The organism is Paracoccus sp. MKU1, from assembly GCF_001447385.1.
Lineage (GTDB): Bacteria > Pseudomonadota > Alphaproteobacteria > Rhodobacterales > Rhodobacteraceae > Paracoccus.
The window spans coordinates 266,181-293,123 of the sequence record NZ_LLWQ01000193.1; the positions used below are offsets into that span (position 1 = coordinate 266,181).

25 protein-coding genes are annotated in these 26,943 nt (G+C 69.4%); 16 read left to right on the top strand and 9 right to left on the bottom strand.

Annotated features, from left to right (window positions below; all coding sequences use genetic code 11):
• Window positions 1-119: 119 nt before the first annotated feature.
• The 5 genes from AQY21_RS17450 to AQY21_RS17470 all read left to right on the top strand — a co-directional run bounded on the left by AQY21_RS17450 (window position 120) and on the right by AQY21_RS17470 (window position 4,637).
• Window positions 120-953, top strand: coding sequence for a BadF/BadG/BcrA/BcrD ATPase family protein (locus tag AQY21_RS17450; protein WP_058098878.1), 834 nt, complete (start codon window positions 120-122; stop codon window positions 951-953).
• Window positions 953-1,720 (top strand): GntR family transcriptional regulator, encoded by a 768-nt coding sequence (locus tag AQY21_RS17455; RefSeq protein ID WP_058098879.1) that lies wholly within the window; start codon window positions 953-955, stop codon window positions 1,718-1,720. Before AQY21_RS17450 ends, AQY21_RS17455 begins: the two co-directional genes overlap by 1 nt.
• A complete protein-coding gene (locus AQY21_RS17460) occupies window positions 1,720-2,745 on the top strand; it encodes an SIS domain-containing protein (protein WP_058098880.1) in 1,026 nt (341 codons plus the stop codon). The genes AQY21_RS17455 and AQY21_RS17460 overlap by 1 nt, the downstream gene beginning before the upstream one ends.
• On the top strand, window positions 2,745-3,869 hold the full coding sequence (gene nagA / locus AQY21_RS17465) for an N-acetylglucosamine-6-phosphate deacetylase (RefSeq protein WP_058098881.1): 1,125 nt from the start codon (window positions 2,745-2,747) through the stop codon (window positions 3,867-3,869). Before AQY21_RS17460 ends, nagA begins: the two co-directional genes overlap by 1 nt.
• Window positions 3,870-3,947: 78 nt before the next feature.
• On the top strand, window positions 3,948-4,637 hold the full coding sequence (locus AQY21_RS17470; RefSeq protein WP_238986815.1) for a Crp/Fnr family transcriptional regulator: 690 nt from the start codon (window positions 3,948-3,950) through the stop codon (window positions 4,635-4,637).
• A gap of 18 nt (window positions 4,638-4,655) precedes the next feature.
• Here the strand turns inward: AQY21_RS17470 and AQY21_RS17475 are convergent, their stop codons facing one another.
• The 8 genes from AQY21_RS17475 to AQY21_RS17510 all read right to left on the bottom strand — a co-directional run bounded on the left by AQY21_RS17475 (window position 4,656) and on the right by AQY21_RS17510 (window position 13,060).
• Window positions 4,656-4,889 (bottom strand): cytochrome C oxidase subunit IV family protein, encoded by a 234-nt coding sequence (locus AQY21_RS17475; protein WP_058098882.1) that lies wholly within the window; start codon window positions 4,887-4,889, stop codon window positions 4,656-4,658.
• A 3-nt stretch (window positions 4,890-4,892) separates the two neighbouring features.
• Window positions 4,893-5,429, bottom strand: a complete 537-nt coding sequence (locus AQY21_RS17480; protein WP_058098883.1) for a cytochrome c oxidase subunit 3 — start codon at window positions 5,427-5,429, stop codon at window positions 4,893-4,895.
• Entirely contained in the window at window positions 5,429-7,345 is a 1,917-nt protein-coding gene (locus tag AQY21_RS17485; protein WP_058098884.1) for a nitric oxide reductase activation protein NorD, read from the bottom strand. The genes AQY21_RS17480 and AQY21_RS17485 overlap by 1 nt, the downstream gene beginning before the upstream one ends.
• Before the next feature lie 13 nt (window positions 7,346-7,358).
• Window positions 7,359-8,171, bottom strand: a complete 813-nt coding sequence (locus AQY21_RS17490) for a CbbQ/NirQ/NorQ/GpvN family protein (protein ID WP_058098885.1) — start codon at window positions 8,169-8,171, stop codon at window positions 7,359-7,361.
• 3 nt (window positions 8,172-8,174) lie between these two features.
• Entirely contained in the window at window positions 8,175-9,563 is a 1,389-nt protein-coding gene (locus AQY21_RS17495) for a cbb3-type cytochrome c oxidase subunit I (protein WP_058098886.1), read from the bottom strand.
• A 13-nt stretch (window positions 9,564-9,576) separates the two neighbouring features.
• Entirely contained in the window at window positions 9,577-10,029 is a 453-nt protein-coding gene (locus tag AQY21_RS17500; RefSeq protein ID WP_058098887.1) for a cytochrome c, read from the bottom strand.
• A 74-nt stretch (window positions 10,030-10,103) separates the two neighbouring features.
• Window positions 10,104-11,018: an FAD:protein FMN transferase gene (locus AQY21_RS17505; protein ID WP_058098888.1), complete on the bottom strand. Its 915-nt coding sequence runs from the start codon at window positions 11,016-11,018 to the stop codon at window positions 10,104-10,106.
• Window positions 11,015-13,060 carry a NosR/NirI family protein gene (locus AQY21_RS17510; protein WP_058098889.1) on the bottom strand — a complete coding sequence of 682 codons (2,046 nt, stop codon included), beginning with the start codon at window positions 13,058-13,060 and terminating at the stop codon, window positions 11,015-11,017. The genes AQY21_RS17505 and AQY21_RS17510 overlap by 4 nt, the downstream gene beginning before the upstream one ends.
• Before the next feature lie 127 nt (window positions 13,061-13,187).
• Between AQY21_RS17510 and AQY21_RS17515 the strand changes: the two genes are divergently transcribed.
• The 11 genes from AQY21_RS17515 to katG all read left to right on the top strand — a co-directional run bounded on the left by AQY21_RS17515 (window position 13,188) and on the right by katG (window position 24,554).
• The gene (locus AQY21_RS17515; protein WP_058098890.1) at window positions 13,188-14,978 is read left to right on the top strand and encodes a nitrite reductase; all 1,791 of its coding nucleotides are present in this window, start codon (window positions 13,188-13,190) and stop codon (window positions 14,976-14,978) included.
• 65 nt (window positions 14,979-15,043) lie between these two features.
• The gene (cobA, locus tag AQY21_RS17520; RefSeq protein WP_058098891.1) at window positions 15,044-15,907 is read left to right on the top strand and encodes a uroporphyrinogen-III C-methyltransferase; all 864 of its coding nucleotides are present in this window, start codon (window positions 15,044-15,046) and stop codon (window positions 15,905-15,907) included.
• Window positions 15,900-16,211: a cytochrome c gene (locus AQY21_RS17525; protein ID WP_058098892.1), complete on the top strand. Its 312-nt coding sequence runs from the start codon at window positions 15,900-15,902 to the stop codon at window positions 16,209-16,211. The genes cobA and AQY21_RS17525 overlap by 8 nt, the downstream gene beginning before the upstream one ends.
• Entirely contained in the window at window positions 16,208-17,362 is a 1,155-nt protein-coding gene (locus AQY21_RS17530; protein WP_058098893.1) for a cytochrome D1 domain-containing protein, read from the top strand. The genes AQY21_RS17525 and AQY21_RS17530 overlap by 4 nt, the downstream gene beginning before the upstream one ends.
• A 2-nt stretch (window positions 17,363-17,364) precedes the next feature.
• Window positions 17,365-18,339, top strand: a complete 975-nt coding sequence (locus AQY21_RS17535; RefSeq protein ID WP_058098894.1) for an AsnC family transcriptional regulator — start codon at window positions 17,365-17,367, stop codon at window positions 18,337-18,339.
• Window positions 18,336-18,809, top strand: a complete 474-nt coding sequence (locus AQY21_RS17540; RefSeq protein WP_058098895.1) for an Lrp/AsnC family transcriptional regulator — start codon at window positions 18,336-18,338, stop codon at window positions 18,807-18,809. The genes AQY21_RS17535 and AQY21_RS17540 overlap by 4 nt, the downstream gene beginning before the upstream one ends.
• Window positions 18,806-19,288, top strand: a complete 483-nt coding sequence (locus AQY21_RS17545) for an AsnC family transcriptional regulator (RefSeq protein WP_058098896.1) — start codon at window positions 18,806-18,808, stop codon at window positions 19,286-19,288. Before AQY21_RS17540 ends, AQY21_RS17545 begins: the two co-directional genes overlap by 4 nt.
• Window positions 19,289-19,300: 12 nt before the next feature.
• Window positions 19,301-20,524, top strand: coding sequence for a heme d1 biosynthesis radical SAM protein NirJ (gene nirJ, locus AQY21_RS17550; RefSeq protein ID WP_058098897.1), 1,224 nt, complete (start codon window positions 19,301-19,303; stop codon window positions 20,522-20,524).
• Entirely contained in the window at window positions 20,499-21,953 is a 1,455-nt protein-coding gene (locus AQY21_RS17555) for a nitrite reductase (protein ID WP_058098898.1), read from the top strand. Before nirJ ends, AQY21_RS17555 begins: the two co-directional genes overlap by 26 nt.
• Window positions 21,910-22,176 (top strand): hypothetical protein, encoded by a 267-nt coding sequence (locus AQY21_RS17560; RefSeq protein ID WP_058098899.1) that lies wholly within the window; start codon window positions 21,910-21,912, stop codon window positions 22,174-22,176. The genes AQY21_RS17555 and AQY21_RS17560 overlap by 44 nt, the downstream gene beginning before the upstream one ends.
• Before the next feature lie 206 nt (window positions 22,177-22,382).
• Complete coding sequence (katG, locus tag AQY21_RS17565; protein ID WP_058098900.1) at window positions 22,383-24,554, top strand: catalase/peroxidase HPI; 2,172 nt, start codon at window positions 22,383-22,385, stop codon at window positions 24,552-24,554.
• Window positions 24,555-24,741: 187 nt separating this feature from the next.
• On the opposite strand, the gene AQY21_RS17570 is transcribed toward katG, so the two are convergent.
• Complete coding sequence (locus AQY21_RS17570) at window positions 24,742-26,943, bottom strand: primosomal protein N' (protein WP_058098901.1); 2,202 nt, start codon at window positions 26,941-26,943, stop codon at window positions 24,742-24,744.

A 26,943-nucleotide genomic window follows, 5' to 3' on the forward strand; every position in this document is an offset into this window, starting at 1 on the left:
CAATACCACTTGTAAAGGCCCTTCTTGAAAATCCGCACAAAACGGCCTTTTATCGGGATTATTAAAATACCCCTTTCCTTTTGGTATTGTTTTGGTATCGTCACCTCAAAGGAGTCGCCATGTCATATTTCCTGGGCATAGACGGAGGGGGGACCGGCTGCCGCGCGGCCATCGCGGACGGCTCGGGCCGGATCATCGGCCAGGGCGCGGCCGGGCCGGCCAATATCTCGGTCGAGACCGAGGGGGCCTGCGCCAATATCCTCGCCGCCGCCCGTGCCGCGCTTCAGGACGCCGGACAGGGCCATCTGGACGAGCTGACCGCGGTGCTGGGCCTGGCCGGGGCCAATGTCACCGCCGCCGCCCGCAGCCTGCGGGCCATGCTGCCCTTTCGCCGCACCCGCATCGTCACCGACGCGGTGACCGCCGCCACCGGCGCGCTGGGGGGCGGGGACGGCATCGTCGCCGCCATGGGCACCGGCTCGGTCTTCGCGGTCCAGATCGGCGGCGAGATGCGGCAATATGGCGGGCGCGGCTTCGTCCTGGGCGACGAGGGCAGCGGCGCGGTTCTGGGCCGGGCGCTCTTGTCCGAGGCCCTGCGCGCCGAGGACGGCTTCGCGCCGATGACCCCGCTGCTCCAGGCGGTGCTGGACGAGCTGGGCGGGATCGAGGGGGTGATCTCCTTCGGCTTCCGCGCCCGGCCGGCCGAATTCGCGCAATTCGCGCCGCGCATCGTCGCCGGCACCGACCCGGTGGGCGAGCGCATCTTTGCCGCCGCCGTGGCCGAGATCCGCGCCATGATCGACAGGCTGCAAGCCGAGCGCGACCTGCCGGTGGTGTTCCTGGGCGGGCTCGGCACGCATTACGCCGCCCGCTTGCAGGGGCTGTGGCGCATCGAGGCGCCCAAGGGCTCGGGCCTCGACGGGGCGCTGCATCTGGCCCGGCAGGAGGCGTGATGGGCGAGTTGTTCACCCCCGAAGCGTTTGAGGAAACCGGCGGCGGGCCGCTTTACCTGCAACTGCACCGGCTGATCGCCGAGGCCATCGCCTCGGGGCGGCTGCAACCGGGCGACAGCCTGCCATCGGAACGCGAGCTGGCGGCGATGACTGGCCTGTCGCGCGTCACCGTACGCAAGGGGGTGGCGGAGCTGGTCGGCTCGGGGCAGCTGGTGCAAAGGCGCGGCTCGGGCACCTTCGTCGCGCCCAAGGTCGAAAAGCTGGAACAGGCGCTGTCGCTGCTGACCTCGTTCACCGAGGACATGGCCCGGCGCGGCCGCAGCGTCGAAAGCCGCTGGATCGCCCGCGGCCTGCACGCCCCGGCGCCCGAGGAGGTGATGGCGCTCGGGCTGGGCGTCGGCGAGAAGGTGGCGCGGCTGGAACGGGTGCGCAGCTCGGACGGGGTGCCGCTGGCCATCGAGCGCGCCTCGCTGTCGCAGGCGATCCTGCCCGATCCCGAAGGCGTCGATGCCTCGCTTTACGCGGTGCTGGAAGCGCGCGGCATGCGGCCGGTGCGGGCGGTGCAGCGCATCTCTGCCGCGAACCTGAACGCCAAGGACGCGGAATTGCTGGGCGTCAGCCCCGGCGTGGCCGGGCTGCGCATCGAACGCATCTCCTACCTGCCCTCGGGCAAGGTGGTCGAGTTCACCCGCTCGCTCTATCGCGGCGATGCCTATGACTTCGCCGTGGAACTGAAACTTGCCCCGGAAGGCGAAAGGAACCCCTGATGAGCCAGACGCATATGGCGCGCGAAGTGGCCGAGATCCCCGAAGCCGCGGCCCGTTTCCTGGAACGCTCGCGCGATGCGGTCGCGGATGCCGCCGCAGCTCTGCGCCGCAAGGACCCCGATCTGGTGGTCACCGTGGCGCGCGGGTCGTCGGACCATGCCGCGACCTATCTGAAATACGCCATCGAGCTGGAGGCCGGGGTGCCGGTCGCTTCGGTCGGGCCGTCCATCGCCTCGATCTATCGCCGGCCCTTGCGGCTGGGCAAGGCGGCCTGCATCGGCATCTCGCAATCCGGCCGCAGCCCGGACGGGGTCGAGATGATGCGCGCCTCGGGTCAGGGCGGCGCGCTGTCGATCGCCATCACCAATGTCGAGGACAGCCCGATGGCGCAGGTCTCGGCCCATTGCCTGCCCTTGCAGGCGGGCGAGGAGAAAAGCGTCGCCGCCACCAAGACCTTCGTCTGCTCGGTGCTGGCCGGCCTGTCGCTCTTGGCGGAATGGCGCGAGGATCACGCCCTGCAGGATGCCGTCGCCGCCCTGCCCGAGGCGTTCGGGCAGGCCGTGGGGCTGGACTGGTCGCCGCTGTCGGCGCGGCTGGCGCGGGCCAGCTCGGCCTTCGTGCTTGGCCGCGGCCCCAGCTTCGCCATCGCCTGCGAATCGGCGCTGAAGTTCAAGGAAACCTCGGGCATCCATGCCGAGGCCTATTCGGCTGCCGAGGTGCTGCACGGCCCCGCCGCCATCGTGCAGGCCGGCTTCCCGGTGCTGGCGCTGGGGATCGAGGATGCCGCCCTGCCCCAGCTCAAGGCCACGGCCGAGCGGCTGGCGGCCCAGGGCGCGGATGTGTTCGTGACCGGCACCGAGGTCGGCGGCGCCGTCACCCTGCCCTCGGTCCCCGGCCTGCATCCGCTGGTGGCGCCACTGGTGACCATCGCCGGCTTCTACGCCTTCATCGAGGGGCTGGCGCGGCGGCGCGGCTTCGACCCCGACACGCCGCCGCATCTGCGCAAGGTGACGGAGACGGTGTGATGGCGCGCGAGGTCCTGACCGGCGCGCGGATCTTCGACGGCGCGCGTTTCCTCGACGGCCATGCGCTGGTGATCGAGGCGGGCGAGATCGCCGCCATCCTGCCCGAGGCCGAGGCGCCGGCCGAGGGGCGGCGGGCGGTGTCGGGCATCCTCGCCCCGGCTTTCCTGGATTTGCAGGTGAACGGCGGCGGGGGGCTGATGCTGGACGGCACGACCGATCTGGGGGGGCTGCACCGCATCTGCGCCGCGCATCGGGCGCTTGGCACCGCCGGGGTGCTGCCGACGCTGATCACCGACACGCCCGAGGCCACCGCCCATGTCATCGCGCTGGGGATCGCCGCGGCCGAGGCAGGGGTGCCGGGCTTCCTGGGCCTGCATCTGGAGGGGCCGCATCTCGACCCGCGCCGCAAGGGCGCCCATGATCCGGCGCTGATCCGGCCGATGGGCGACGAGGATCTGGCCCGGCTTTGCGACGCCGCGCGCCGGCTGCCGGCGCTGATGGTGACGCTGGCGCCCGAGGCGGCAAGCCCGCAGCAGATCGCGGCGCTGGCCGGGGCCGGGGCGGTGGTCAGCCTGGGCCATAGCGATTGCAGCCATGACGAGGCGCAGGCCGCCTTTGCCGCCGGTGCCCGCTGCGCGACGCATCTGTTCAACGCCATGAGCCAGATCGGCAACCGCGCGCCGGGGCTGGCGGGCGCGGTGCTGGCCGGCGAGGCCGGGGCCGGGCTGATCGCCGACGGCATCCACGTGCATCCGGCGGTGATGCGGCTGGCGCTGGGGGCGCGGCCCGAGGGCATCTTCCTGGTCAGCGACTGCATGGCCTTCGCCGGCACCGACCGGACCGAGATGGAGCTGGGCGGCCGCAAGGTGCTGCGCCGCGACGGGCGGCTGACCCTGGCCGACGGCACGCTGGCCGGGGCCGACCTGACGCTGCCGCAGGCCATCGCCGTGCTGGTCCATCAGGTCGGCATCGCGCCCGAACGCGCGCTGCGCATGGCCTCGGCCATCCCGGCGGCGCTGCTGGGCTTGCAGGACCGATATGGCGCGCTGGCCCCCGGCCGTCCGGCCGATCTGGTGCTGCTGGCCGAGGATTTCAGCCTGCGCGAACACTGGCTGTCGCCCTGAACGCCGGGAAATGCCGAGTGGAATGCGCGGTCTTTCCCTCGCCGGCCGGGCGTGCAAAACTCGGACCGGCGCGAAACCATGGACGAGGCTCCGATGAATGCCCCCCTGCCCGAGGCAGTGAAGAAATCCGTTCTGCTGAACGGGCTGACTCCCGAGATGCGCGACAAGCTGCTGAAGGACGCCCAGCGGCGCAGCTATCGCGAGGGCGAGACCATCTTCCTGCAAGGCGATCCGGCGCGGGCGGTGTTCATCGTGCTGAACGGCTTCATCAAGCTGTCGCGACTGACGCCGAACGGGACCGAGGCGGTGGTGGCGATCCTGGGCCGCAACCGCAGCTTTGCCGAGGCGATGGCGCTGCGCGGCACGCCCTATCCGGTCTCGGCCGAGGCGATCTCGGATTGCACGCTGTTGCAGATCGACGGCGCGCGGCTGCGGCAATTCCTGCTGGAGAACCAGGAATTCGCCATCGGTCTGCTGGCCTCGACCTTCGTGCATTTGCAAGGGCTGGTGGACCAGATCGAAAGGCTCAAGGCCCATACCGGGGTGCAGCGCGTGGCGCAGTTCCTGGCCGACCTTTCCGATGCCGAGGCCGGCCCGACCGAGGTGCGGCTGCCCTATAACAAGCGGCTGATCGCCGGCCATCTGGGCATGCAGCCGGAAAGCCTGTCGCGCGCCTTCGCCCGGCTGCGCCAGCACGGGGTCGAGATCGAGGCCGACAAGGCCATCATCGCCGACATTGCCGAATTGCGCATGATGGCCATGGATTGACGGTCCGGGCCCCGCGCCTCAGACGAGATGCAGCCCCCAGATCAGCGCCAGCCAGATCGCCAGCGGCACGGTGAAGGCGGCGCGCCAACCCGCGGCCCGGTCGAGATGCAGAAAGCCGGCCAGGATGGCGCGGGCCTTCAGCAGCGCCAGCCCCAGCAGCGCCGCCGCCGCGACCGGCCCCGAGGCAAAGGCCAGCGCCGTGGTGGCGGCGGTCAGGGCCAACAGGATCAGCCAGATGCGTGTCAGTTCCATCCCCTACCCCAGCAGATAGACCGGCGGCAGGATCAGCACCCAGACCAGATCGACCATGTGCCAGAAGGCGGCGCCGGCCTGCACCTCCTCGGCGCGCAGCCGGATCGCCACCAGCGCCAGCACGCCGATGCCGAACAGCACATGCGCGGCGTGAAAGCCGGTCAGCAGGTAGTAGAAGGTGAAGAACGGGTGGCTCTCCATGCCCAGGCCCGCGCGCAGGTCGCCGGCATATTCCACCACCTTCACCGCCAGGAAGGCCGCACCCCCCAGCGCCGCCAGCGCCAGCCCGAGGCGTGCCCGGCGCCGGTCGCCGCGATGGCAGGCACGCTCGGCCAGGGCGGCGAAAAGGCCCGAGGTGACCAGGATCGCGGTGTTCAGCGCCGCCATCCAGCCATGCAGCTGCGCCTGCGCCGCGGCAAATCCCGCCGGGTCGGTCAGCCGCACCCCGGCCATGGCGGTGATGCCGGCGGCAAAGACCAGCAGTTCGGAGGCGATGAGCACCCACATGATCGGCTCGCCCGGCAGATCCTGGACCCGCATCACGCCACCAGTTGCCGATAGATCACCGGCAGCGCCGCCAGCAGCCGGTCGGGATGCGGGATCAGCGAAAAGCCGCCCTGGCCGAAGATGCGGGGAAACCAGCTTTTCGCATCGCGGTCCACGGTGATGCCATGCACGGCATGGCCGGCACGCCGCGCCTCGCGCACTGCCATGGCGCTGTCCTCGATGCCGTGGCGGCCCTCGTAATGGTCGAGATCGTTGGGCTTGCCGTCGGTGATGACCAGCAAAAGCCGCCGGCTGCTGGCCTGCTGCGCCAGCCCGGCCGAGGCATGGCGGATGCCGGCGCCCAGCCGTGTATAGAAACGCGGCCGCAGCCCGGCGATGCGCCGCTCGACCGCCGCGCCCATCGGTTCGTCGAAATCCTTGCAGGCGCTCAGGAACACCCGGTCGCGCTTGAGCGAGGAAAAGGCATTGATCGCGAAACGGTCGCCGCAGGCATCCAGCCCCCAGGCCAGCGCCGCCAGCGCCTCGCGCTCGATCTCGATCACCGCCCGCCCCGTCACCGCGCTTTCGGTCGAGCGCGACACGTCGAGCAGGATCGACACCGCAAGGTTGCGCGCCAAGGGCCGGGACTGGCGCCAGATGCGGTCGCTGCCCTGGCCGGTGGCGCGCAGGTCGGCGGCGGCGCGGACGGTCAGCTCGGCATCCAGCTCATCCCCGTCGCGGTGGCCGGTGGTGGTAACGCGCCCGGGCCGCAGCGCCTCGAACTGGCGGCGCACGGCGCGGATGCGGGCTTGCGCGCGGGGGTCCGGGGTCAGCGCCTCGTCATGCTCGGGCGCGCGGTTTTCCAGCACGCGCACATGGCCGGCAAGGTAGCGGCCGCGCCGCGCGTCCCATTCGGGATAGGTGCGGATGCCGGCGACAGCCTCAAGATCCGCGTCCTCGGGCGCAAGATCGAGATGCAGCCGCAGGCGGGTCGCCGGTGCCTTCGACACCTGGCCAAGGCCCAGTTCTTCCTGGTCCTCGGCCGCCTTCTTCGCGTCGTCCTGATCGTCATCATCGACATGCCGGTTGAGATTCATCAGATCGGCCCAGCTCAGCAGAGCCTCGAACTTGTGCAGGATCAGGCTGTCGCGGCGCTGCGGCTGGTCGCTCTGCCGGCGGCGGGCACGGAACATGCGCGCGCTGGCCGGATCGGCGGCGATGCCGTCGGGTGCGTCGCCCGGGGCGGCGGCCAGCGTCGTGCCGGGCGCGGCCAGATCGGGCCAGAGCGGCACCGGCCGCATCGGGCGATAGCCGCGCGGCGCCTGCGCCTGCGGATCGTCCAGCACCGCCAGCCAGTCGCGAGCCAGCGGCGGCAAGGGCGCCGGATCGCCAAGAAAATGGCAGACCAGCGCCTCGACCGCCGCCTCGGCCGGCGGCAGCGCGGCCGTGGGGCGCAGCGACAACACCAGTTCGGCAAGGTCGTCGTAAAGCCCGGTCAGGCCCGGCGCATCCTGCAACGTGGCCTCGACGGCCCGCTGCGCCGCACCTAGCCTTGCCAGGTCGCGGCGCAGCGGGTCGTCCTGCGCGGGCGCCATACTGCCATGCGCCGCACAAGCCGCGAGCCACAGGAAAAGCGCGCCGTTCGCCTGGCGCGAGGGCAGCACCGACAGCCGCTCCGGCAGGCGCAGGATCTCGCCATCGAAACTGGCATGCGGCACCGTCTCGGCCACCGTGCCCAGCCGGCGCAGCCAGCCGATGCGATGCTGCGACGCCTGGACGGCGGCGGGCCGGATCTCGACCGCCGCGCCGCCGCCCAGTCCCCGGAACAGCACCGCGAGCCGCCCCGAGACTTCGGAAAGCGCCACCGCCTGATCCTCGAACTCCTGCGGTGCGCCGAAGCCGCTGGCCCAGACGTGCCAGAGCTTGCCGACGGTTTCCTCGGGTTCCCAGGGTTCCAGGTCCAGACCCATGCCGCGCCCCCTTTCAGCCGAAGATCGCCGCGACCAGGTCGCGCAGCCCACGCTTGACCTCGGCATCGTCGGTCAGGGGCTCGATCATCGCCGCCTCGACGGCGCGGTCCAGGCTCATGCCGCGCGCGACCAGGCTGGCGGCATAGACCACCAGCCGGGTCGAGACGCCCTCCTCCAGATCCTGGCCCTTGAGGCCGCGGATCTTGCCCGCCAACCGCACCAGCCCCAGGGTCCGATCGTGGTCGAGGCCGCTTTCGCGGGCCACGATCTCGGCCTCGCGCCTGGGTTCGGGAAAGTCGAACTCCATGGCCACGAAACGCTGCCGCGTCGAAGGCTTCAGCGTCTTGAGGATGTTTTGGTAGCCGGGGTTGTAGGAGGCCACCAGCATGAAGCCCGGCGCCGCCTCGATCTCCTCGCCGGTGCGGTCGATGGGCAGGATGCGGCGGTCGTCGGTCAGCGGGTGCAGCACCACGGTCACGTCCTTGCGCGCCTCGACCACCTCGTCGAGATAGCAGATCGCGCCCTCGCGCACGGCGCGGGTCAGCGGACCGTCGGTCCAGACCGTCTCGCCGCCCTTGAGCAGGTAGCGCCCGATCAGGTCGGCGGCCGACAGGTCGTCATGGCAGGCCACGGTATAAAGCGGCCGGCCCAGCCGCGCCGCCATATGGGCGACGAAGCGGGTCTTGCCGCAGCCGGTCGGGCCTTTCAGCAGCACCGGCAGGTCGTTCGCAGCGGCGGCCTCGAAGACCGCGACCTCGTCGCCCTGCGGCAGATAGAAGGGGGCGTCGGCCGCCCCGTTCCGTTCGGTTTTCACATGCGCGTTCATGGCTTACTCCGCAGCCTCCAGATGGCCGTCCTTGTGGGCCTGCACCGGGCCGGCCGTCACCACTTCGCGGCGCGGGAACAGCACGGCATAGATGAACAGCAGCGCGCCCAGAACCACGGCGACGCCCGAGCCGAAGCGCATCCAGTAGAACAGCGCCAGCCCGTCCTGCACGTCCATGAAGAACCCACCCTCGACGCGTTGCAGATGCGTCTGCACCGTTCCGGCAAAGGTCAGCGTCACCGTCATGAACACCATGCCCGAGGACATCAGCCAGAACGAGGCCATGTTCAGCACCTGGTTGTAGGGATCGCGGTTCTTCATCAGCGGCATGCAATAGGTCACCAGCGCCAGCACCAGGCAGACATAGGCGCCATAGAAGGCCAGGTGGCCATGCGCGGCGGTGATCTGCGTGCCGTGGGTGTAGTAGTTCACCCCGTGCAGCGTGTGCAGGAAGCCCCAGACCCCGGCGCCGAAGAAGGCCAGCACGGTGCAGCCCAGGCTCCAGACCAGCGCGGCCTTGTTCGGATGGTCGCGCCGGCCCTTCCAGACCATGACGAAGGCGAATGACATCATGGCGAAGAAGGGCACGATCTCGAAGCTCGAGAAGATCGAGCCGATCCACTGCCAGTAAGCCGGCAGGCCGATCCAGTAGTAATGGTGGCCGGTGCCCAGGATGCCCGAGAACAGCGCCGTGGCGACGATGACGTAGAGCCATTTCTCGACCACCTCGCGGTCCACGCCGGTCAGCTTGAGCATCAGGAAGGCGAGGATGGCGGCCATGATCAGCTCCCACACGCCCTCGACCCACAGGTGGATCACCCACCACCAGTATTGCTTGTCCAGCACCAGGTTCGCCGGGTTGTAGAAGGCGAACAGCCACAGCAGCACCAAGCCCCACAGGCCCATCAGCAGCACGTTGGTGACCGCCGTGCGCCGGCCCTTCAGCGCGGTCATGCTGACGTTGTACATGAAGATCACCGCGGCGACGGCGATGCCGACCTTGACCCATTTCGGCTGTTCCAGGAACTCGCGCCCCTCCTTGCCCAAAAGCCAATGGCCGTGGAACAGGTCGAACAGATAGGTCACGACCACGCCCGCCGTGCCGAGCACGAAGATGCCCAGCTGGATCCAGGCCAGCAGCGGCGAATGGATCTCGCGCTCGGCCTCCTCGGGCAGGATGTAATAGGTGGCGCCGAAAAAGCCCAAAAGCAGCCAGACGACCAGGCTGTTGGTGTGCAGCATCCGGGCGATGTTGAAGGGCAAGAGCTCGGACAGGAAGTTCGGGCTGACATAGATCCAGCCCATGATCAGGCCGAGCGTGACCTGCACGGCGAAAAGCACCATGGCCACCAGGAAATAGGCATAGGCGATGCGTTGCGAATGGTATCTCATCTGTGTTTCCCCCTCAGCCCGCGTCGTTCGGCGGCCAGTTCTGGGTGTTGATCGTGCCCGTCCACAGCAGGAAGTCGCTCAGCGCCCGGAACTCCTCGTCCGTCAGTTCGAAGCGGGGCATCTGGCGGCGGCCCTCGATGCCGGTGGGCATGGATTCCATCCAGCCCTTTAGCGTCTCGACGGCGGTTTCGGGATCGTCCTGCACGCCCCAGCGCTTCATGACATTGCCAAGCTCGGGGGCGAAATAGGCACCCTCGCCCAGAAGCGTGTGGCAGTCGATGCAGGCGTTGCGTTCCCAGATATGCTTGCCCTCGACGACCGAGGGGGTGAGCTGGCTTTCGTCCACGGCCTTGGTGCGGGCGTAGATATGGCTGTGCACGGTCAACGCGCCAAAGATCAGAATGAAGAATATGGACCCGCCGTAGAAGACGTTCCGGGCCATGTTCTTGGTCATGATGTCGCTCATGACGCGGGTCCCCTATCTGTTATTTCCGATAAGACCTCACTGTCCGGCAAGCGCGAGTCGCTCATTGATGAAAGTCAAGCGAAGCAAAAGCGGGGCATTTTGTCCGGGAACTCCGCGTCCTGCGCGGCGATCGCCAGCTCGATCCGGCAGCCCGGCAGGCGTGCCAGCGCGGCGCAGGCGGTCTTGGGCGGCATCAGGCAAAGTGCGGTCGAAAGCCCGTCCGCCAGCGCCGCGCTGTCCGCGCTGACCGAGACCGTGTCCCAGAGCGGCGCCCCGCCGCCCGGCGCCAGGATATGCGGCAGGCTGCGCGGGCCGATCAGCGTGCCGCCGGGCGAGGAAGTCGCCAGCGCCCGGTCGGCCAGCCGGATGCGGCGATGCTCGCGCCCCGCGGCATCGGCCAAGCCCACGGGCCAGTCCCGCCGCCCCAAGACCCGGATCTCGCCCGCATCGATCAGCAACTCGGCCAGGTCGTGGCGCGCGGCGGCGGCGGCCAGTTGGTCGGCAGCCCAGCCCTGCGCGAGACCGTTGAAAGTCAGCGCCATGCCGGGACGGGTCAGCCGGACCTCGGCCCGCGACCAGGCGACCGCATCCCAGCCGGTCAGGGCGCGGGCCGCGGCCTCGTCCTCGCCCCGCGCCCGCGCCAGCCACAGCGGCTGCACGGTCGGGTCGAAGGCGCCGCCGGTGGCACGGTGCAGCCGATCGGACAGGGCCAGCAGCTCGACCATGCCACCGGCGGGAACGCGCAGCCGCCCGGTGCGGTTCAGCCGCGCCAGATCCGAATCGCGATGCAGCGAGAACAGGCTTTCGACATGGGCCAGCAGCCGCGCCGCCTCGGCGAAGAAGCCGCGCGCCTGCGCCGGGCTCGCGCCATGCAGCCGCAGGGTGACATCGGCCCCCATGGCGCGGCCGCGCCATTCCTCGGGCGCGGCCTTCGTCATGCCGGGCAGCGCGGCGCAGGCGGTCAGCAGCAGGAAGCGGCGGCGGTTCATGGCGCATCTCCGGTCGGGGCGGCGCTGCGGGCGCGGCGCTTCAGCACCGGGCAGGTGCCGGGGTCGTTCATCACCACCTGGCAGCGCAGGCAGAGCACGCATTCGTTGGGATTGATCCGGCCCAGCGGGTCGATGGCGCCGACGGTGCATTTCGTCTCGCACAGCCGGCATTCGCGGCCGCATTGCGGGCGGCGGCGCAACCAGTCGAAGATCTTCAGCTTGGCCGGGATCGCCAGCCCCGCCCCCAAGGGGCAAAGGTAACGGCAATAGAACCGCTCGATGAACAGCCCGCCCGCCAGCACCGCCAGCGCAAACAGCACGAAGGGCCAGGCGCGCAGGAAGCGCATCGAGATCACGGTCTTGAACGGCTCGACCTCGGCCAAGATCAGCGCCTGCTCCATGCTGTAGAAGCTGAGCGCGACGATGGCGACGAACAGCGTGTATTTGATCACCCAAAGCCGCTCGTGCAGGGCCTGCGGCACGGCGATTTGCCGCACCCCCAGCCGCTGCGCGGCGGCATTGGTCAGCTCTTGCAGCGCGCCAAAGGGGCACAGCCAGCCGCAGAACACGCCGCGGCCCCAGAACAGCAGCCCCAGCGCCACGGCGGACCAGATCAGGAAGATGATCGGCTCGATCAGGAAGGTTTCCCAGCGAAAGCCGGACAGCAGCGCGTTCAGGAAGGCCACCACCTGCACCACCGAAAGCTGGCCGTTCAGCCCCCAGCCCAGCACGAAAAGCGTCGTGGCCAGAAAGCCCAGCCGCACCCGCCGCCACAGCATCGGCCGGCGCACCAGCGCCTCTTGCCCGAACAGGATCAGCGCCAGCACGAACAGCATGGCCGCGACCACGGCGATGCCGGGGATCTTCTTCAGCCAGAACTCCTGCCACAGCGGCACGACGGGGGCCTCGGCGACGGCATAGGCCGCGGGCAGGCGGATGGTGGCGCGGATGGGCAGCGCGGCCTCGCCCCCCGCCGCCAGCGGCCGGGTTGCGGTCACCACCAGATCAAAGGGCCGGCTGGGGTCGATGCCGCCGGCGGCGGGGTCGATGTTCAGCCGGAACAGGCTGATTTCCTTGAAGGCCGGCGCGTCGGGCAGGGCGAGTGTCTCGACCATGACGAAATCGCCGTCGTCCGGTTCGATCCGCAGCGCGCCCTGTTCGAAACCGATGCGCTCGAACCGGCCCGAGCGGCGCCATTCCGTGCCGCGCGGGCTGTAGAGGCCGCGCGACAGCACCGCGACCAGCGCCTGACCGGGTTGCAGCGCGCCCGCGGCGGCGGTGAATGCCTGCGCGCCCAGCAGGTTGCGGCCGACGGTCGGCGGATCGATCAGCCCGGCATAGAGGTCCAGGAACGGCGCGTCCGAGGGCTCGACCGGCACCTTGGCGCCGGCAAAGGCGCGCGACGCCTCGGCCATCGAGACCGAGGCGTGGCCGAATGCCCCCTCGGCCAGCAGTTCGGCCCAGGTGGCGGGGCGGTAGCCGACGCGATCGATGCCGCCGCCGCCCAGCCCCTGCGCCTGCGCCAGCACCCGGGCGCTGCGCAGGATGCCGTCGCGGATCACCCCGGTCGAGACCGTGGCGCGCGAGATCACGTCGGGCAGCGCTTGGCCCTGTGCTTCACCCTGCGACAGATCGACGCCCCGGAACCCGTCCACATAGGCGGCGATATGCGCCTCGGAAATGCCTAGGCTCAGCACCGGCTCGGTCTGGCGCACCAGCCTGGCGCCGGCGATGACCCCCTGCGGCGTGACGGCGACCAGCACGTCTAGCGGCTTGCCGGAATAGCCGGCGGTCGCCGCGATCTCCCAGGTCGAGCCGACCATGCCCAGCGCCCGGCCGTCGCGGCTGACGCTCCAGCCCGGCACCGGGGCTTCGCGGCGGTCCAGCATCACCGGCCCATCGGCGCCGAACAGCGCCTGCGCCAGCGCCGCATCGGGGGCGGCCGGCGGCTCGGGCCGCGCCGGCAGGGCCAGCAGAATCAGCGCCAGCAACGCCAGCACCAGGCGGCAGGGTGCAAGAGGGAGCTTTCCGGGCATTGCCATCCGCGTCCGAAGGTTTGTCCCGCTGATCGCGCAAATGCCGCACCCCGACCTTAACAAAGGTCAAAGCCTCACGCGCGGATTGCGATCAGGAACGGCGTGAACGCGCGCCAGCAAATAGGAAAGCCAGATGAGACAAAGGACTCCATTCGCCAGACCCGGCCTGCTGGCCTCGGCAGCCCTGGCCCTTGTCCTTGGGCCGCTTGCGGCCGCCGCACAGGAACAGGCCGCACCGCCAAAGGATCCAGCCGCCGCGCTGGAGGACCACAAGACCAAGACCGACAACCGCTATGAGCCCTCGCTGGACAACCTTGCGCAGCAGGACGTCGCGGCGCCCGGCGCGCCCGAGGGCGTCCCGGCCCTGACCGACGCGCAGTATAACGAAGCCAACAAGATCTATTTCGAACGCTGCGCCGGTTGCCACGGCGTGCTGCGCAAGGGCGCGACCGGCAAGGCGCTGACCCCCGACCTGACCCGCGACCTGGGCTTCGACTATCTGCAAAGCTTCATCACCTACGGCTCGCCCGCGGGGATGCCGAACTGGGGCACCTCGGGCGATCTTTCGGCCGAGCAGGTCGACCTGATGGCCAATTACCTGCTTCTGGACCCGGCCGCGCCGCCGGAATTCGGCATGAAGGAGATGCGCGAATCCTGGAAGGTGCATGTCGCGCCGGAAGACCGGCCGACCCAGCAGGAAAACGACTGGGACCTGGAAAACCTGTTCAGCGTCACCCTGCGCGACGCCGGACAGATCGCGCTGATCGACGGCGCCACCTACGAGATCAAGTCGGTCCTCGATACCGGCTATGCGGTGCATATCAGCCGCATGTCCGCCTCGGGCCGCTACCTGTTCGTCATCGGCCGCGACGGCAAGGTCAATATGATCGACCTGTGGATGAAGGAACCCGCCACCGTGGCCGAGATCAAGATCGGCTCGGAAGCGCGTTCCATCGAGACCTCGAAGATGGAGGGATGGGAGGACAAATACGCCATCGCCGGGGCCTATTGGCCGCCGCAATACGTCATCATGGACGGCGAGACGCTGGAGCCGAAAAAGATCCAGTCCACGCGCGGCATGACCTATGACGAGCAGGAATATCACCCCGAGCCGCGCGTCGCCGCGATCCTCGCCAGCCATTACCGGCCCGAGTTCATCGTGAACGTCAAGGAAACGGGCAAGATCCTGCTGGTCGACTATACCGATCTCGACAACCTCAAGACCACCGAGATCAGCGCCGAACGCTTCCTGCATGACGGCGGCCTGGACGGCTCGCACCGCTACTTCATCACAGCCGCCAACGCCCGCAACAAGCTGGTGGTGATCGACACCAAGGAAGGCAAGCTGGTCGCCATCGAGGATACCGGCGGCCAGACCCCGCATCCGGGCCGCGGCGCGAACTTCGTGCACCCGACCTTCGGGCCGGTCTGGGCGACCTCGCATATGGGCGACGATTCGGTGGCGCTGATCGGCACCGACCCCGAAGGCCATCCCGACAATGCCTGGAAGATCCTGGACAGCTTCCCGGCGCTGGGGGGCGGCTCGCTGTTCATCAAGACGCATCCGAATTCGCAATATCTCTATGTCGATGCCACCCTGAACCCCGAGGCCGAGATCTCGGGCTCGGTCGCGGTCTTCGACACCAAGGCGATGACGGGCGACGGCTCGGACCCCGAGTTCACCACCCTGCCCATCGCCGAATGGGCCGGCATCGCCGAGGGCCAGCCCCGCGTCGTGCAGGGCGAGTTCAACAAGGACGGCACCGAGATCTGGTTCAGCGTCTGGAACGGCAAGGACCAAGAATCGGCGCTGGTCGTGGTGGACGACAAGACCCTGGAACTGAAGCACGTCATCAAGGACGAGCGGCTGGTGACCCCCACCGGCAAGTTCAACGTCTACAACACCATGACCGACACCTATTGAGCGGTCACAACCCAGGCGGGGGCGTTCGCGCCCCCGCCCCGGCAGTATTTCAATGGGGGTTCGACATGGCCGGCAAGACGGTGACAAACGGGGCCGCGCAAGGAAAGGCCGCGCGCAGCGGCGTGGACGGCGCGGCGCGGGGCAAGGCTGGGATGGGCAGGGTCGATCTGATCGGCGCCGGTCCGGGCGACCCGGAATTGCTGACGCTGCGGGCCCTGCGGCTTTTGCAGCAGGCGGATGTGGTGGTGCATGACCGGCTGGTCTCGGACGAGGTGATGGCCTGCGTCCCCGCCCATGTCCGGCGCATCCCGGTGGGCAAGGCGGCGGGCTTCCATCCCGTGCCGCAGGATGAGATCAACGCCCTGCTGGTCGAACTGGGCCTCGCCGGCCTGACCGTGGCGCGGCTCAAGGGCGGCGATCCGACCATTTTCGGCCGCGGCGGCGAGGAGTTCGAGGCCGTGACCCGCGCCGGCATCCCCTGCGACTATGTGCCCGGCATCACCGCGGCACAGGGGGCGGCCACCTCGGCCCGCTTTCCGCTGACGCATCGCGGGCTGGCGACCGGGCTGCGCCATGTCACCGGCCACCGGGCGCGGGACGCGGCGCTGGACCTCGACTGGGCCTCGCTGGCCGATCCGCAGACCACGCTGGCCGTCTATATGGGCGCGGCGAACATGGCCGAGATCGCGGCCCAGCTGATCCGCCACGGCATGCCGGCCGACCTGCCGGTGCTGGCCGTGTCGCAGGCCAGCACCCCGCAAGAGCAGCGGCTGCACGCGACGCTTCAGGACATCGCCGCGCTGCTGGCGCGCAAGCCGCTGCCGGCGCCGGTGCTGTTCATCGTCGGCCATGTCGCGGCGCTGGCCGAGGATGGCGCCCTGCCCCAGGGGCTCTGCCACCCGGAATGGCGGCTGGTGGCGCATGGCTAGGCTGGCGTTCCTGCTGGTGCTGCTGGCCGGGACCGCGGTGGCGGGCCCGCCCGACGCCGCGCGGCAGGACCAGTTGCGCCACATGGTGCGCCAGGATTGCGGTTCCTGTCACGGCTTGCGGCTGACCGGCGGGCTGGGCCGGCCGATCACCGCCGGGGCGCTGGCCGGGCGCGACGTCGAGGATCTGAGCGGCGTGATCCTGGACGGCATGCCCGGCACCGCCATGCCCGGCTGGCGCCCGCTGCTGACCGAGGACGAGGCGCGCTGGATCGCCGATTACCTTCTGAAGACGGAGACGGAATGATGTTCAAGGCAACTCTCGCCGCCCTCCTGCTGATCGCCAGCCCGGCGCTGGCCGACGAATTGCGCGGCACCGGCGATCTGGGCCTGATCGTCGAGCGCGAGGCGGGCTCGCTGCTGGTCGTGGATCGCAGCGAACGCGCCGCCATCGGCCGGATCGAGGGCTTGGGCGACCTGTCCCATGCCAGCCTGGTCTATTCCCCCGACGAGCGTTTCGCCTATGTCTTCGGCCGCGACGGCGGCTTGACCAAGGTGGACATCCTGACCCGTCAGGTGGTCCGCCGCGTGGTGCAGGCCGGCAATTCCATCGGCGGCGCCATCTCGGACGACGGCCGGCTGGTCGCGGTGGCGAATTACGAGCCGGGCGGCGTCAAGGTCTTCGACGCCGAAACGCTGGAACTGGTGGCGGACGTGCCGATGGGATCGAAGACCGTGGGCATCGCCGATGCGCCGGGCTCGCGCTTCGTCGTCGCGACCTGGGACACGGGCGAGGTCTGGATCCTCGACCATTCCACCGATGCCGCGCAGCCGGCGGTCACCAAGCTGGAGGGCATCGGCGCCAATCCCTATGACGCGCTGCTGACCGGCGACGGGCGGCACTATATCGTCGGGCTGTTCGGCGAAAAGGGGCTGACGCAGGTCGATCTGTGGCAGGACCCGCCCAAGGTCACGCGCTTCCTGCCCGATTACGGCAAGGACCAGCCCGACCTGCCGGTCTACAAGATGCCGCATCTGCAAGGCTGGACGCTGGCCGACGGGGTCTTTGCCCTGCCCGCCGTGGGGCTGCACCAACTGCTTTGGGTCGATGCCGACGGGCTGGCGGAGATCGCCCGCACCGACCTGGCCGGCCAGCCGGTCTTTGCGCTGGCCCGCCCCGACAAGCGCGAGGTCTGGGTGAATTTCGCCCCGCCCGACAACGACAAGCTGCAAGTGGTCGATGTGCTGAGCCATGAGGTCATCGACACCCTGGCCCCCGGCAAGGGCGTCCTGCACATGGAATTCGCCCCGCGCGGGCGCGAGGTCTGGCTGTCGGTCCGCGACGAGAACCGGGTCGAGATCCGCGACACCCGCACCCGCGAGGTGCTGGGCGAGATCGAGGCCCGCGCGCCCTCGGGCATCTTCTTCACCGACCGCGCACATCGGACGGGGCTGTGACCATGGACGATCTGGACCTGCGCCTGCTCGACGGTTTCCAACGCGACCTGCCGCTGGAGCCTCGGCCCTTCGCCGCCATCGCCCAACGCCTCGGCACCGGAGAGGCCGAGGTGATCGCCCGTCTGTCCCGGCTGCGCGACGAGGGGGTCGTCGCCCGCATCGGCGCCACCTGCCGGCCGAACACCGCCGGCGCCTCGACCCTGGCCGCGCTGCGGGTGCCCGCCCGGCGCATCGACGAGGTCGCGGCGCTGGTCGGGGCCGAGCCGGGCGTCAATCATGCCTATCTGCGCGAGGGCAGCGACTGGAACCTGTGGTTCGTCGCCACCGCTCCCGATACCGAGGCGCTGGATGACAGCCTGGCCCGGATCGAGCTGGCGACCCGGCTGGTGCCCCTGTCCCTGCCGCTGGTGCGGGCCTTCAACATCGACCTGGGCTTTCCGCTGATCGGCCCACGCCGCGCCATGGCGCTGGACCGGCCCGCCGATCTGGACGCCCTGCGCCCGCGCGACCGCGCGCTGATGCAGGCGCTTTCGACCGGGCTGGCGCTGGTCCCGCGCCCCTTCGTCGCACTGGGGCAGGCGCTGCACCGCAGCGAGGCCGAGGTGATCTCGCGCATCCGCGCGCTGGCCGAGGCGCGCATCCTGACCCGGGTCGGCGTGATCGTGAAGCACCGCGCGCTTGGCTGGACCCAGAATGCCATGGTGGTCTGGCGGCTGCCCGAAACCGCTGTCGAGATCGCCGGCACCGCGCTGGCTGGGGTTCCCGGCGTGACGCTGTGCTATCAGCGCCGCACCGTGCCGGGACTGTGGAACTGGCCGCTGTTCTGCATGATCCACGCCCGTTCCCGCGCCGAGGCGATGGAGGTGCTGGCCGAGGCCCGCGCCCTGCCAGAGCTGAAAGACGTGCCGCATCGCATCCTGTTCTCGACCCGCTGCTTTCGCCAGCGGGGCGCCATCATCGCCGAGGTCGCCGCATGAGACGCCACACCCTGCCGCCCGAGGCGCTGGATGACACCGACCGCGCCATCCTGAACCGCCTGCAAGAAGCGTTTCCGCTGAGCCCCCGCCCTTTCGACGATGCCGGCGCGGCGCTTGGCCTCAGCGGCGCCGAACTGATCCAGCGGATCGAGCGGCTGCAAGAGATCGGCGCCATCACCCGCTTCGGTCCCTTCTACGACGCCGCGGCGATGGGCGGGGCCTTCTGCCTTTGCGCATTGTCCGCGCCCGAGGCGGATTTCGACCGCATCGCCGCGCTGGTGAACGCCCATCCCGAAGTGGCGCATAACTATGCCCGCGACCATGCGCTGAACATGTGGTTCGTGCTGGCCACCGCCACGCCCGAGGGCATCGCCAAGACCGCCGGGCGCATCGAGGCCGAGACCGGGCTGACCGTCTGGCGCTTTCCCAAGCTGCGGGAGTTCTTCATCGGCTTTCGGGTGGCGGCATGACGGTCCTGGACGATACCGACCGCCGGCTGATCGCCGCCACGCAGGCTGGCCTGCCGCTGGTCGAGGCGCCCTATGCCCGGATCGCCGCCGATCTGGGCCTGACCGAGACGCAGGTCATCACCCGGCTGTCGATCCTGCATGCGCGCGGCGTGATCCGCCGCATCGCCATCGCGCCCAATCATTACGCGCTGGGAATGACCGCGAACGGCATGAGCGTCTGGGACGTGGACGACGCGCGGGCGGAAGCCCTGGGCGAAAGGATCGGCGCGCTGGATTTCGTGACGCATTGCTACCTGCGGCCGCGCGCGCCGGTCTGGCGCTACAACCTCTTCGCCATGCTGCACGGCCAGAGCCGCGCCGAGGTCGAGGACAAGCGCGCCCAGGTCCGCGCCCTGCTGGGCACCGCCTGCCGGGGCGACGACATCCTCTATTCCACCCGGATCCTGAAAAAGACCGGCCTGCGCCTGAAGGACGGCTAAGAAAGGCAAACCATGTTCCGCCTGACCCAATACATGCACCAGCTTCTGGACCCCTCGCCGCCGCGCCGCCGCAGCCGGCCGGATGCGGTCCGCCCGGTGGTGATCTGGAACCTGACGCGCAGCTGCAACCTGAAATGCCGCCATTGCTATACCGTCTCGGCCGACCGGCCCTTTCCGGGCGAGCTGACGCATGAGCAGGCCATGGCCGTGCTACGCGACCTGTCGGATTTCCGCATCCCGGCGCTGATCCTGTCGGGGGGCGAGCCGATGTCGCGCTTCGACTTCTGGGAACTGGCCGAGGAGGCGCGGCGGCTGGATTTCCGCCACCTGTCGCTGTCCACCAACGGCACCAGGATCGACGCCGGCAACGTGGACCGGCTGTCCGGGCTGGGCTTCGACTATGTCGGCATCTCGCTGGACGGGATCGGCGCGGTGAACGACTGGTTCCGCGGCGTCGAGGGCGCCTTCGACCAGGCGCTGGCCGGCGTGCGGGCCTGCAAGGCGCAGGGCGTCAAGGTGGGCCTGCGCTTCACCATCACCGAGGGCAACGCCCATCATCTGCCCGCCATGCTGGACCTGTGCCGCGACGAAGGCGTGGACAAGTTCTACCTGTCGCATCTGGTCTATGCCGGCCGCGGCGACAAGCACCGGGGCGAGGATACCGAACATGCCCGCACCCGCCGCGCCATGGACCTGCTGATCGCCCGCGCCTGGGAGGCGGTGGAAAAGGCCGAACCGCTGGAGGTCGTCACCGGCAACAACGATGCCGATGCGGTCTATTTCCTGCGTTGGGCCGAGACGCGCTTTCCGCCCGCCGCCGTCGCCCATCTGCGCGCGCATCTGGAGGCCTGGGGCGGCAATTCCTCGGGCCTCGGCGTCGGCAATATCGACCCGCAGGGCCGCGTCCATCCCGACACCTATTGGTCGGACTATACACTGGGCTCGGTCAAGGAACGGCCGTTCTCGGCGATCTGGACCGGGGACGACCCGATCCTGGCCACGCTGCGCACCCGGCCGCGGCCGCTGAAGGGGCGCTGCGGCGCCTGCGCCTATCAGGCGGTCTGCGGCGGCAATACCCGCATCCGGGCGCTGCAACTGACCGGCGATCCATGGGCCGAGGATCCGGCCTGCTATCTCTCGGGCACCGAGATCGGCGCAGAGGGCGCCGACCTGGACCGCCTTGCCGTCACGCCTTTCCGGGGAAAAAGCCATGATCCGGCCCATCGTTTCCTTTAGCCTGCTGCTCGCCCTGCCGCTGATGGCCCATGCCGATCCGGCCGCCGACTATGCCGAGCATTGCGCCGCCTGCCACGGCGAGGACCGGCTGGGCGGCACCGGCCCGGCGCTGATCCCCGAGACGCTGGGACGCGTGAAGGGCATCGACGCGGTGATCGCCCAGGGCCGGGTCTCGACCCAGATGGAGGGCTTTGCCGACCGGCTGTCGCCCGAGGCCATCGCCGCGCTGGTGGATTATGTCACCGCGCCGCTGGACCACCGCCCGGACTGGAGCGCCGCGCAGATCGCCGCCAGTCGCGAGATGAATGCCGACTACCGGCCGGCGGACAAGCCGGTCTTTGCCGCCGATCCGCTGAACATCACGCTGGTGGTGGAGACCGGTGACCATCACGTCAGCGTGCTGGACGGCGACACGTTCGAGATTCTGGACCGCTTCGCCACCCCCTTCGCCGTGCATGGCGGGCCGAAATTCAGCCCCGACGGGCGCTTCGTCTACATCATGTCGCGCGACGGCTGGGTGCAGAAATACGACATCTGGTCGCTGGCCGAGGTCGGCCGCATCCGCGCCGCACTGAACAGCCGCAACATCGCCATCAGCCCGGACGGCCAGCGCATCGCGGTGGCGAACTACCTGCCGGAAAGCCTGACCATCCTGGATTCCGACCTAAACCCGCTGCGGCTGATCGACACGCAGGTCGGCGGCACCCCCAGCCGGGTCAGCGCCGTCTATCAGGCGCCGCAGCGCCGCAGCTTCGTGCTGGCGCTGAAGGACGCGCCCGAGATCTGGGAGGTCGCGACCACCGACCTCTCCATTCGCCGCATCCCGATCGACGAGCCGCTGGACGATTTCTTCTTCTCGCCCGACTATCGGCAGCTGATCGGCGCCAATCGCGACGGCGACAAGGGCGTGGTGATCGACCTGGACGACGGGCACAAGGTGGCGGAACTGCCGCTGCCCGGCATGCCGCATCTGGGCTCGGGCATCACCTGGGAACGGAACGGCCGCCGCGTCATGGCCACCCCGCATCTGGGCGAGGGCGTGCTTTCGGTCATCGACATGCAGGACTGGAGCCTGGTCAAGCAGATCAAGACCGACGGTCCCGGCTTTTTCCTGCGCGGCCATGCCACCAGCCCCTATGTCTGGGCGGACGTGTTCTTCGGCCCGCACAGGGACGAGATGCACGTCATCGACAAGCAGACGCTGGAAATCGTCAAGACGCTCGCGCCCTTCCCGGGCCAGACCTTCGCCCATAGCGAATTCACCCGCGACGGCAGCCATGTCCTGGTTTCGCTGTGGGAGGACGAGGGCGCGGTCGTGGTCTATGATGCAAAGACGCTGGACGAGGTGAAACGGCTGCCGATGCGCAAGCCTTCGGGGAAATACAATGTCTGGAACAAGATCACCTTCGAGGACGGAACCAGCCACTGACGGCTGGCCGGTCTGGAAACTGGCGCTGCTGTTCTATCCCTTCGCGGCGGCGGCGGTCTGGATCAACCTGTTCATGCTGTCGCTGCTGGCCAGCTGGGTCGGCTTGCCGGTGCTGGCGCCGATCCGGGCGGCCGGCGCCGCGCTGGTGCTGGGCGTGCCGGCCGCCTGGGCCTCGGGGCGCTGGATCCGCGGCCTGATGGATCGCGCCCGCCCGCGCGGCTGATCGCGACAGGCAGGCGCCGCCATCATAACCTCTGATTATTATCCCCATTAAAACATATAAATTCCAACAATCCTGAAAGCTGCTAGAACCTGTCGTCAGAAAGTGTGCGGATTCGCAGAAACCATCCGCTGCGGCTGCATGAGAGCCATAGTCCGCACGCGGTGCCCCCACGGCACCGGTGACGCGACCTAGCAAGGGAGACCGATATGGACGGGAACGACATCGAGAGCGTTGGGAAATGCCCCGTGATGCATGGGGGGATGACGGCCCTGGGCAGTTCGGTCATGGCCTGGTGGCCGAACGCGCTGAACCTCGACATCCTGCACCAGCACGACAGCAAGACCAACCCGCTCAAGGGCTTCAACTACCGCGAGACGGTCAGGACGCTGGACGTCGAGGCGCTGAAGGCCGACCTGCGCGCGCTGATGACCGATAGCCAGGACTGGTGGCCGGCCGACTGGGGCAGCTATGTCGGCATGTTCGCCCGCACCGCCTGGCACGCTGCCGGCTCCTACCGGACCAGCGACGGCCGCGGCGGCGCCAATACCGGCAACCAGCGCTTTGCGCCGCTGAACTCCTGGCCCGACAACGTCAACACCGACAAGGGCCGCCGCCTGCTGTGGCCGATCAAGAAGAAATACGGCAACAAGATTTCCTGGGCCGACCTGATCGTGCTGGCCGGCACCGTCGCCTATGAGGTCGCCGGCCTCAAGACCTATGGCTTCGCCTTGGGCCGCGAGGATATCTGGCACCCCGAAAAGGACACCTATTGGGGCGATGAAAAGGAATGGCTCGCCCCCAGCGACAGCCGCTATGGCGACGTGAGCAAGGCCGAGACGCTGGCCAACCCGCTCGCCGCCGTGCAGATGGGCCTGATCTACGTCAACCCCGAGGGGGTGAACGGCAAGTCCGACCCGCAGGCCACCGCCTACCAGATGCGCGAGACCTTCGCCCGCATGGGCATGAACGACGAGGAAACCGTGGCGCTGACCGCCGGCGGTCACACCGTCGGCAAGTGCCACGGCAATGGCAGCGCCGCCGATCTGAGCCCCGATCCCGAAACCGCCGACCCGGAATTCCAGGGCCTCGGCTGGATGAACACCAAGGGCCGCGGCATCGGGCGCAACACGGTGGTCTCGGGTCTCGAGGGCGCCTGGACCACCAACCCGACGAAATGGGACAACGGCTTCTTCGACATGCTGTTCAAGCATGAATGGACGCTGACCCACAGCCCGGCGGGCGCCTCGCAATGGGTGCCGATCTCGATCGCCGAGGAGGACAAGCCGGTCGATGTCGAGGACCCCTCGATCCGCGTCATGCCGATGATGACCGATGCCGACATGGCCCTGAAGGTCGATCCGATCTATCGCGAGATCTCGCTGCGCTTCATGAACGACTTCGAGGCGTTCAGCGATGCCTTCGCCCGCGCCTGGTTCAAGCTGACCCACCGCGACATGGGGCCGAAATCGCGCTATCTCGGCCCCGAGGCGCCGACCGAGGATCTGGTCTGGCAGGACCCGATTCCCGCCGGCAACCGCGACTACGACATCGCCGGGCTGAAGGCGCGCATCGCCCAGAGCGGGCTGAGCCCGGCTGAGATGGTGGCGACCGCCTGGGATTCGGCGCGCACCTTCCGCGGCTCGGACATGCGCGGCGGCGCCAATGGCGCCCGCATCCGCCTGGCGCCGCAGAAGGACTGGGAAGGCAACGAGCCCCAGCGCCTGGCCCGCGTGCTGTCGGTGCTGGAGCCGCTGGCGGCCGAGTTCGGCGCCAGCGTCGCCGACACCATCGTGCTGGCCGGCAATGTCGGGGTCGAGCTGGCGGCGAAGGCGGCGGGCCACGACATCGAGGTGCCCTTCGCGCCCGGCCGGGGCGATGCCACGGACGAGATGACCGATGCCGACAGCTTCGCGGTGCTGGAACCGATCCATGACGGCTATCGCAACTGGCTGAAACAGGACTACGTCGTCGCCCCCGAGGAACTGATGCTGGACCGCACCCAGCTCATGGGCCTGACCGCGCCCGAGATGGTGGTGCTGGTCGGCGGCATGCGGGCGATGGGCACCAACCACGGCGACAGCAAGCACGGCGTCTTCACCGACCGGATCGGCGCGCTGACGACGGATTTCTTCGTGAACCTGACCGACATGGCCAATACCTGGGCCAAGGCCGGCGATCACTACGAGATCCGCGACCGCAAGACCGGCGCGACGAAATGGACGGCGACGCGGCTGGATCTGGTGTTCGGCTCGAACTCGATCCTGCGCTCCTATGCCGAGGTCTATGCCCAGGACGACAATGCCGGGAAATTCGTCGAGGATTTCGTGGCGGCCTGGGTGAAGGTGATGAACGCCGACCGTTTCGACCTGCGCCCGTAATCGATCCGGCCCCCGGACGGCGCCCGGCGACGCCGGTGCCGGGGGCGGTAGTGGTAACGAGTGCACCCCTGGGGGCCACCCGCCCCCGGGGTTTTTCCATCCGCAACCCATGCAAGCGGCCGGAAACGCCCGCCGGCACAACAGCCGGACGATTGCCGGCGAAGCCGCGGCCATGCTCGGCGCGGGTTCAGAGAAAGCTTTGCGGGTCGATATCCACCGCCAGCCGCAGGTTGGTCGGCAGCTTCGGCGCCGCCGCCAGCCATTGCGCGATGGCGCCCTGCAAGGGGGCCTGGCGCGGCGCGCGGATCAGCATCCGCACCCGATAACGCGCGCGGATGCGGGCGATGGGCGCGGGCGCCGGGCCGAACAGCTCGGCACCGATGCCGCGCAGCGGCTCGGCGCGGCGGGCCAGCTCGCGGGCGTAATCCTCGACCACCGGCTGGTCGGGATGCGACAGGATGATCCCGGCCAGCCGGCCAAAGGGCGGCATGCCCGCCGCCTGCCGCGCCGCCGCCTCGGCATCCCAGAACGCCTCGTCCTCGCCCGACAGGATGGCGCGGATCACCGGATGGTCGGGCTGGTAGGTCTGCAACAGCGCCAGCCCCCGCGCATCGCCGCCCTCGCGCCCGGCCCGGCCGGCGACCTGGCGCATCAGCTGGAAGCTGCGCTCGGCCGCGCGCAGGTCGGCGCCTTGCAGGCCCAGGTCGGCGTCGATCACCCCGACCAGCGTCAGGCGCGGGAAATTGTGGCCCTTGGCGACGATCTGCGTGCCGATGATGATGTCGGTGCCGCCGGCGCCGATCTCGGCGATCGCCTCCTTCAGCGCCCGGGCCGAGTGGAACAGGTCCGAGGACAGCACCGTCGCCTTCGCCTCGGGGAAGCGCTCGGCCACCTCCTCGGCCAGCCGTTCCACCCCCGGCCCGATGGCGGTCATCTTGCCCTCGACGCCGCAGGCGGGACAGGCGGTCGGAATCGGCTTGGTCGCGCCGCATTGATGGCAGACCAGGCGGTTCTGGAAGCGATGCTCGACCATGCGGGCGTCGCAATGGTCGCAGCCGATCTGCTGGCCGCAGGCCCGGCAGGCGGTGATCGGCGCATAGCCGCGCCGGTTCAAAAACAGCAGCGACTGCTCGCCGCGTTCCTTGCGCAGCGCGATTTCCGTGGCGAGCCGGGGGCTGATCCAGCGGCCCTTTTCCATCTCCTGCTGGCGCAGGTCGATGGTGCCCATCTCGGGCAGGTCCGCCGTGCCATAGCGGGCGCGCAGGTCGAGGCGGCGATATTTGCCCAAGCCCGCATTCACCCAGCTTTCGACCGAGGGCGTGGCCGAGGCCAGCACCACCTGCGCCTGCTCGACGCTGGCACGCAGCACCGCCATGTCGCGGGCGCTGTAATAGACCGCATCCTCCTGCTTGTAGCTGGAATCGTGCTCCTCATCGACGACGATCAGGCCTAGGTCGGCAAAGGGCAGGAACAGCGCCGAACGCGCGCCCACCACCAGCCCGACATGGTTTTGCGCCGCCATGGTCCACAACCGCCGGCGTTCGCTGCGGGTGATGCCGGAATGCCATTCCCCGGGCCGGGCGCCGAAGCGCGCCTCGACCCGGTCGAGGAACTCGGCCGAAAGCGCGATCTCGGGCAGCAGCACCAGCGCCTGCCGGCCCTGCCGCAGGCATTCCGCGACCGCCTCAAGGTAAACCTCGGTCTTGCCCGAGCCGGTGACGCCGCGCAGCAGCGTGGTGCCATAGCCGCGGCTCTTCAGCGCCGCGCGCAGGGTCTCGGCCGCCTCAAGCTGATCGGGGGCCAGCGGCTTGCCCGGCAGGCTCGGATCGAGCTTCGGATAGGGCACGTCGCGCGGCGCCAGCACCTCGGCCAGCGTGCCGGCCTTGACCAGCCCCTGCACCACCGAGGCGCTGACCCCGGCCAGCTGCGCCAGCTCGCCCGGCGCGAAACCGGCACCGCCATGGTCCTCGATCACCCGCAGCACGGCGGCGCGGGCATCGGTCATGCGCACGGGCGGCGGTCCCGCGCGATGGATGATGCGCCGGGCCGAGGGCGGCTGGTCCAGGTCCGGCGCCCGCGTTGCCATCCGCAGCAGCGAGGGCAGCGGCGTCAGCGTGTATTCGCCCATGCGGATCAGGAACTCGATCATGCCGGGCGCCAAGGGCGGCGCGTCGATCAGCCGCGCCACCGGCCGCAGCTTCGCCGCATCGAAATCGCCGATCCCCGACCCCCAGACCGCGCCCATCACCCGGCGCGGGCCCAGCGGCACCACGACCAGCTGGCCCAGCCGCACGCCGCCCTCGGGCGCAAGATAGTCGAGCACGCCGACCACCTCTTGCGTCAGCACCGCGATGCGCGCGCCATGGGGATAGAACAGCGGCGGGGACAT

Coding starts and splice junctions, on each gene's coding strand:
- AQY21_RS17530 (WP_058098893.1), top strand. CDS start 16,208: ATGATGTTCAAGGCAACTCTCGCCGCCCTCCTGCTGATCGCCAGCCCG.
- AQY21_RS17505 (WP_058098888.1), bottom strand. CDS start 11,018: ATGAACCGCCGCCGCTTCCTGCTGCTGACCGCCTGCGCCGCGCTGCCC.
- AQY21_RS17450 (WP_058098878.1), top strand. CDS start 120: ATGTCATATTTCCTGGGCATAGACGGAGGGGGGACCGGCTGCCGCGCG.
- AQY21_RS17570 (WP_058098901.1), bottom strand. CDS start 26,943: ATGTCCCCGCCGCTGTTCTATCCCCATGGCGCGCGCATCGCGGTGCTG.
- AQY21_RS17460 (WP_058098880.1), top strand. CDS start 1,720: ATGAGCCAGACGCATATGGCGCGCGAAGTGGCCGAGATCCCCGAAGCC.
- AQY21_RS17455 (WP_058098879.1), top strand. CDS start 953: ATGGGCGAGTTGTTCACCCCCGAAGCGTTTGAGGAAACCGGCGGCGGG.
- AQY21_RS17510 (WP_058098889.1), bottom strand. CDS start 13,060: ATGGCAATGCCCGGAAAGCTCCCTCTTGCACCCTGCCGCCTGGTGCTG.
- AQY21_RS17535 (WP_058098894.1), top strand. CDS start 17,365: ATGGACGATCTGGACCTGCGCCTGCTCGACGGTTTCCAACGCGACCTG.
- nirJ (WP_058098897.1), top strand. CDS start 19,301: ATGTTCCGCCTGACCCAATACATGCACCAGCTTCTGGACCCCTCGCCG.
- AQY21_RS17515 (WP_058098890.1), top strand. CDS start 13,188: ATGAGACAAAGGACTCCATTCGCCAGACCCGGCCTGCTGGCCTCGGCA.
- AQY21_RS17540 (WP_058098895.1), top strand. CDS start 18,336: ATGAGACGCCACACCCTGCCGCCCGAGGCGCTGGATGACACCGACCGC.
- AQY21_RS17475 (WP_058098882.1), bottom strand. CDS start 4,889: ATGGAACTGACACGCATCTGGCTGATCCTGTTGGCCCTGACCGCCGCC.
- AQY21_RS17470 (WP_238986815.1), top strand. CDS start 3,948: ATGGACGAGGCTCCGATGAATGCCCCCCTGCCCGAGGCAGTGAAGAAA.
- AQY21_RS17495 (WP_058098886.1), bottom strand. CDS start 9,563: ATGAGATACCATTCGCAACGCATCGCCTATGCCTATTTCCTGGTGGCC.
- cobA (WP_058098891.1), top strand. CDS start 15,044: ATGGCCGGCAAGACGGTGACAAACGGGGCCGCGCAAGGAAAGGCCGCG.
- AQY21_RS17560 (WP_058098899.1), top strand. CDS start 21,910: ATGTCTGGAACAAGATCACCTTCGAGGACGGAACCAGCCACTGACGGC.
- AQY21_RS17490 (WP_058098885.1), bottom strand. CDS start 8,171: ATGAACGCGCATGTGAAAACCGAACGGAACGGGGCGGCCGACGCCCCC.
- AQY21_RS17545 (WP_058098896.1), top strand. CDS start 18,806: ATGACGGTCCTGGACGATACCGACCGCCGGCTGATCGCCGCCACGCAG.
- AQY21_RS17555 (WP_058098898.1), top strand. CDS start 20,499: ATGATCCGGCCCATCGTTTCCTTTAGCCTGCTGCTCGCCCTGCCGCTG.
- AQY21_RS17485 (WP_058098884.1), bottom strand. CDS start 7,345: ATGGGTCTGGACCTGGAACCCTGGGAACCCGAGGAAACCGTCGGCAAG.
- AQY21_RS17480 (WP_058098883.1), bottom strand. CDS start 5,429: ATGCGGGTCCAGGATCTGCCGGGCGAGCCGATCATGTGGGTGCTCATC.
- nagA (WP_058098881.1), top strand. CDS start 2,745: ATGGCGCGCGAGGTCCTGACCGGCGCGCGGATCTTCGACGGCGCGCGT.
- AQY21_RS17500 (WP_058098887.1), bottom strand. CDS start 10,029: ATGAGCGACATCATGACCAAGAACATGGCCCGGAACGTCTTCTACGGC.
- katG (WP_058098900.1), top strand. CDS start 22,383: ATGGACGGGAACGACATCGAGAGCGTTGGGAAATGCCCCGTGATGCAT.
- AQY21_RS17525 (WP_058098892.1), top strand. CDS start 15,900: ATGGCTAGGCTGGCGTTCCTGCTGGTGCTGCTGGCCGGGACCGCGGTG.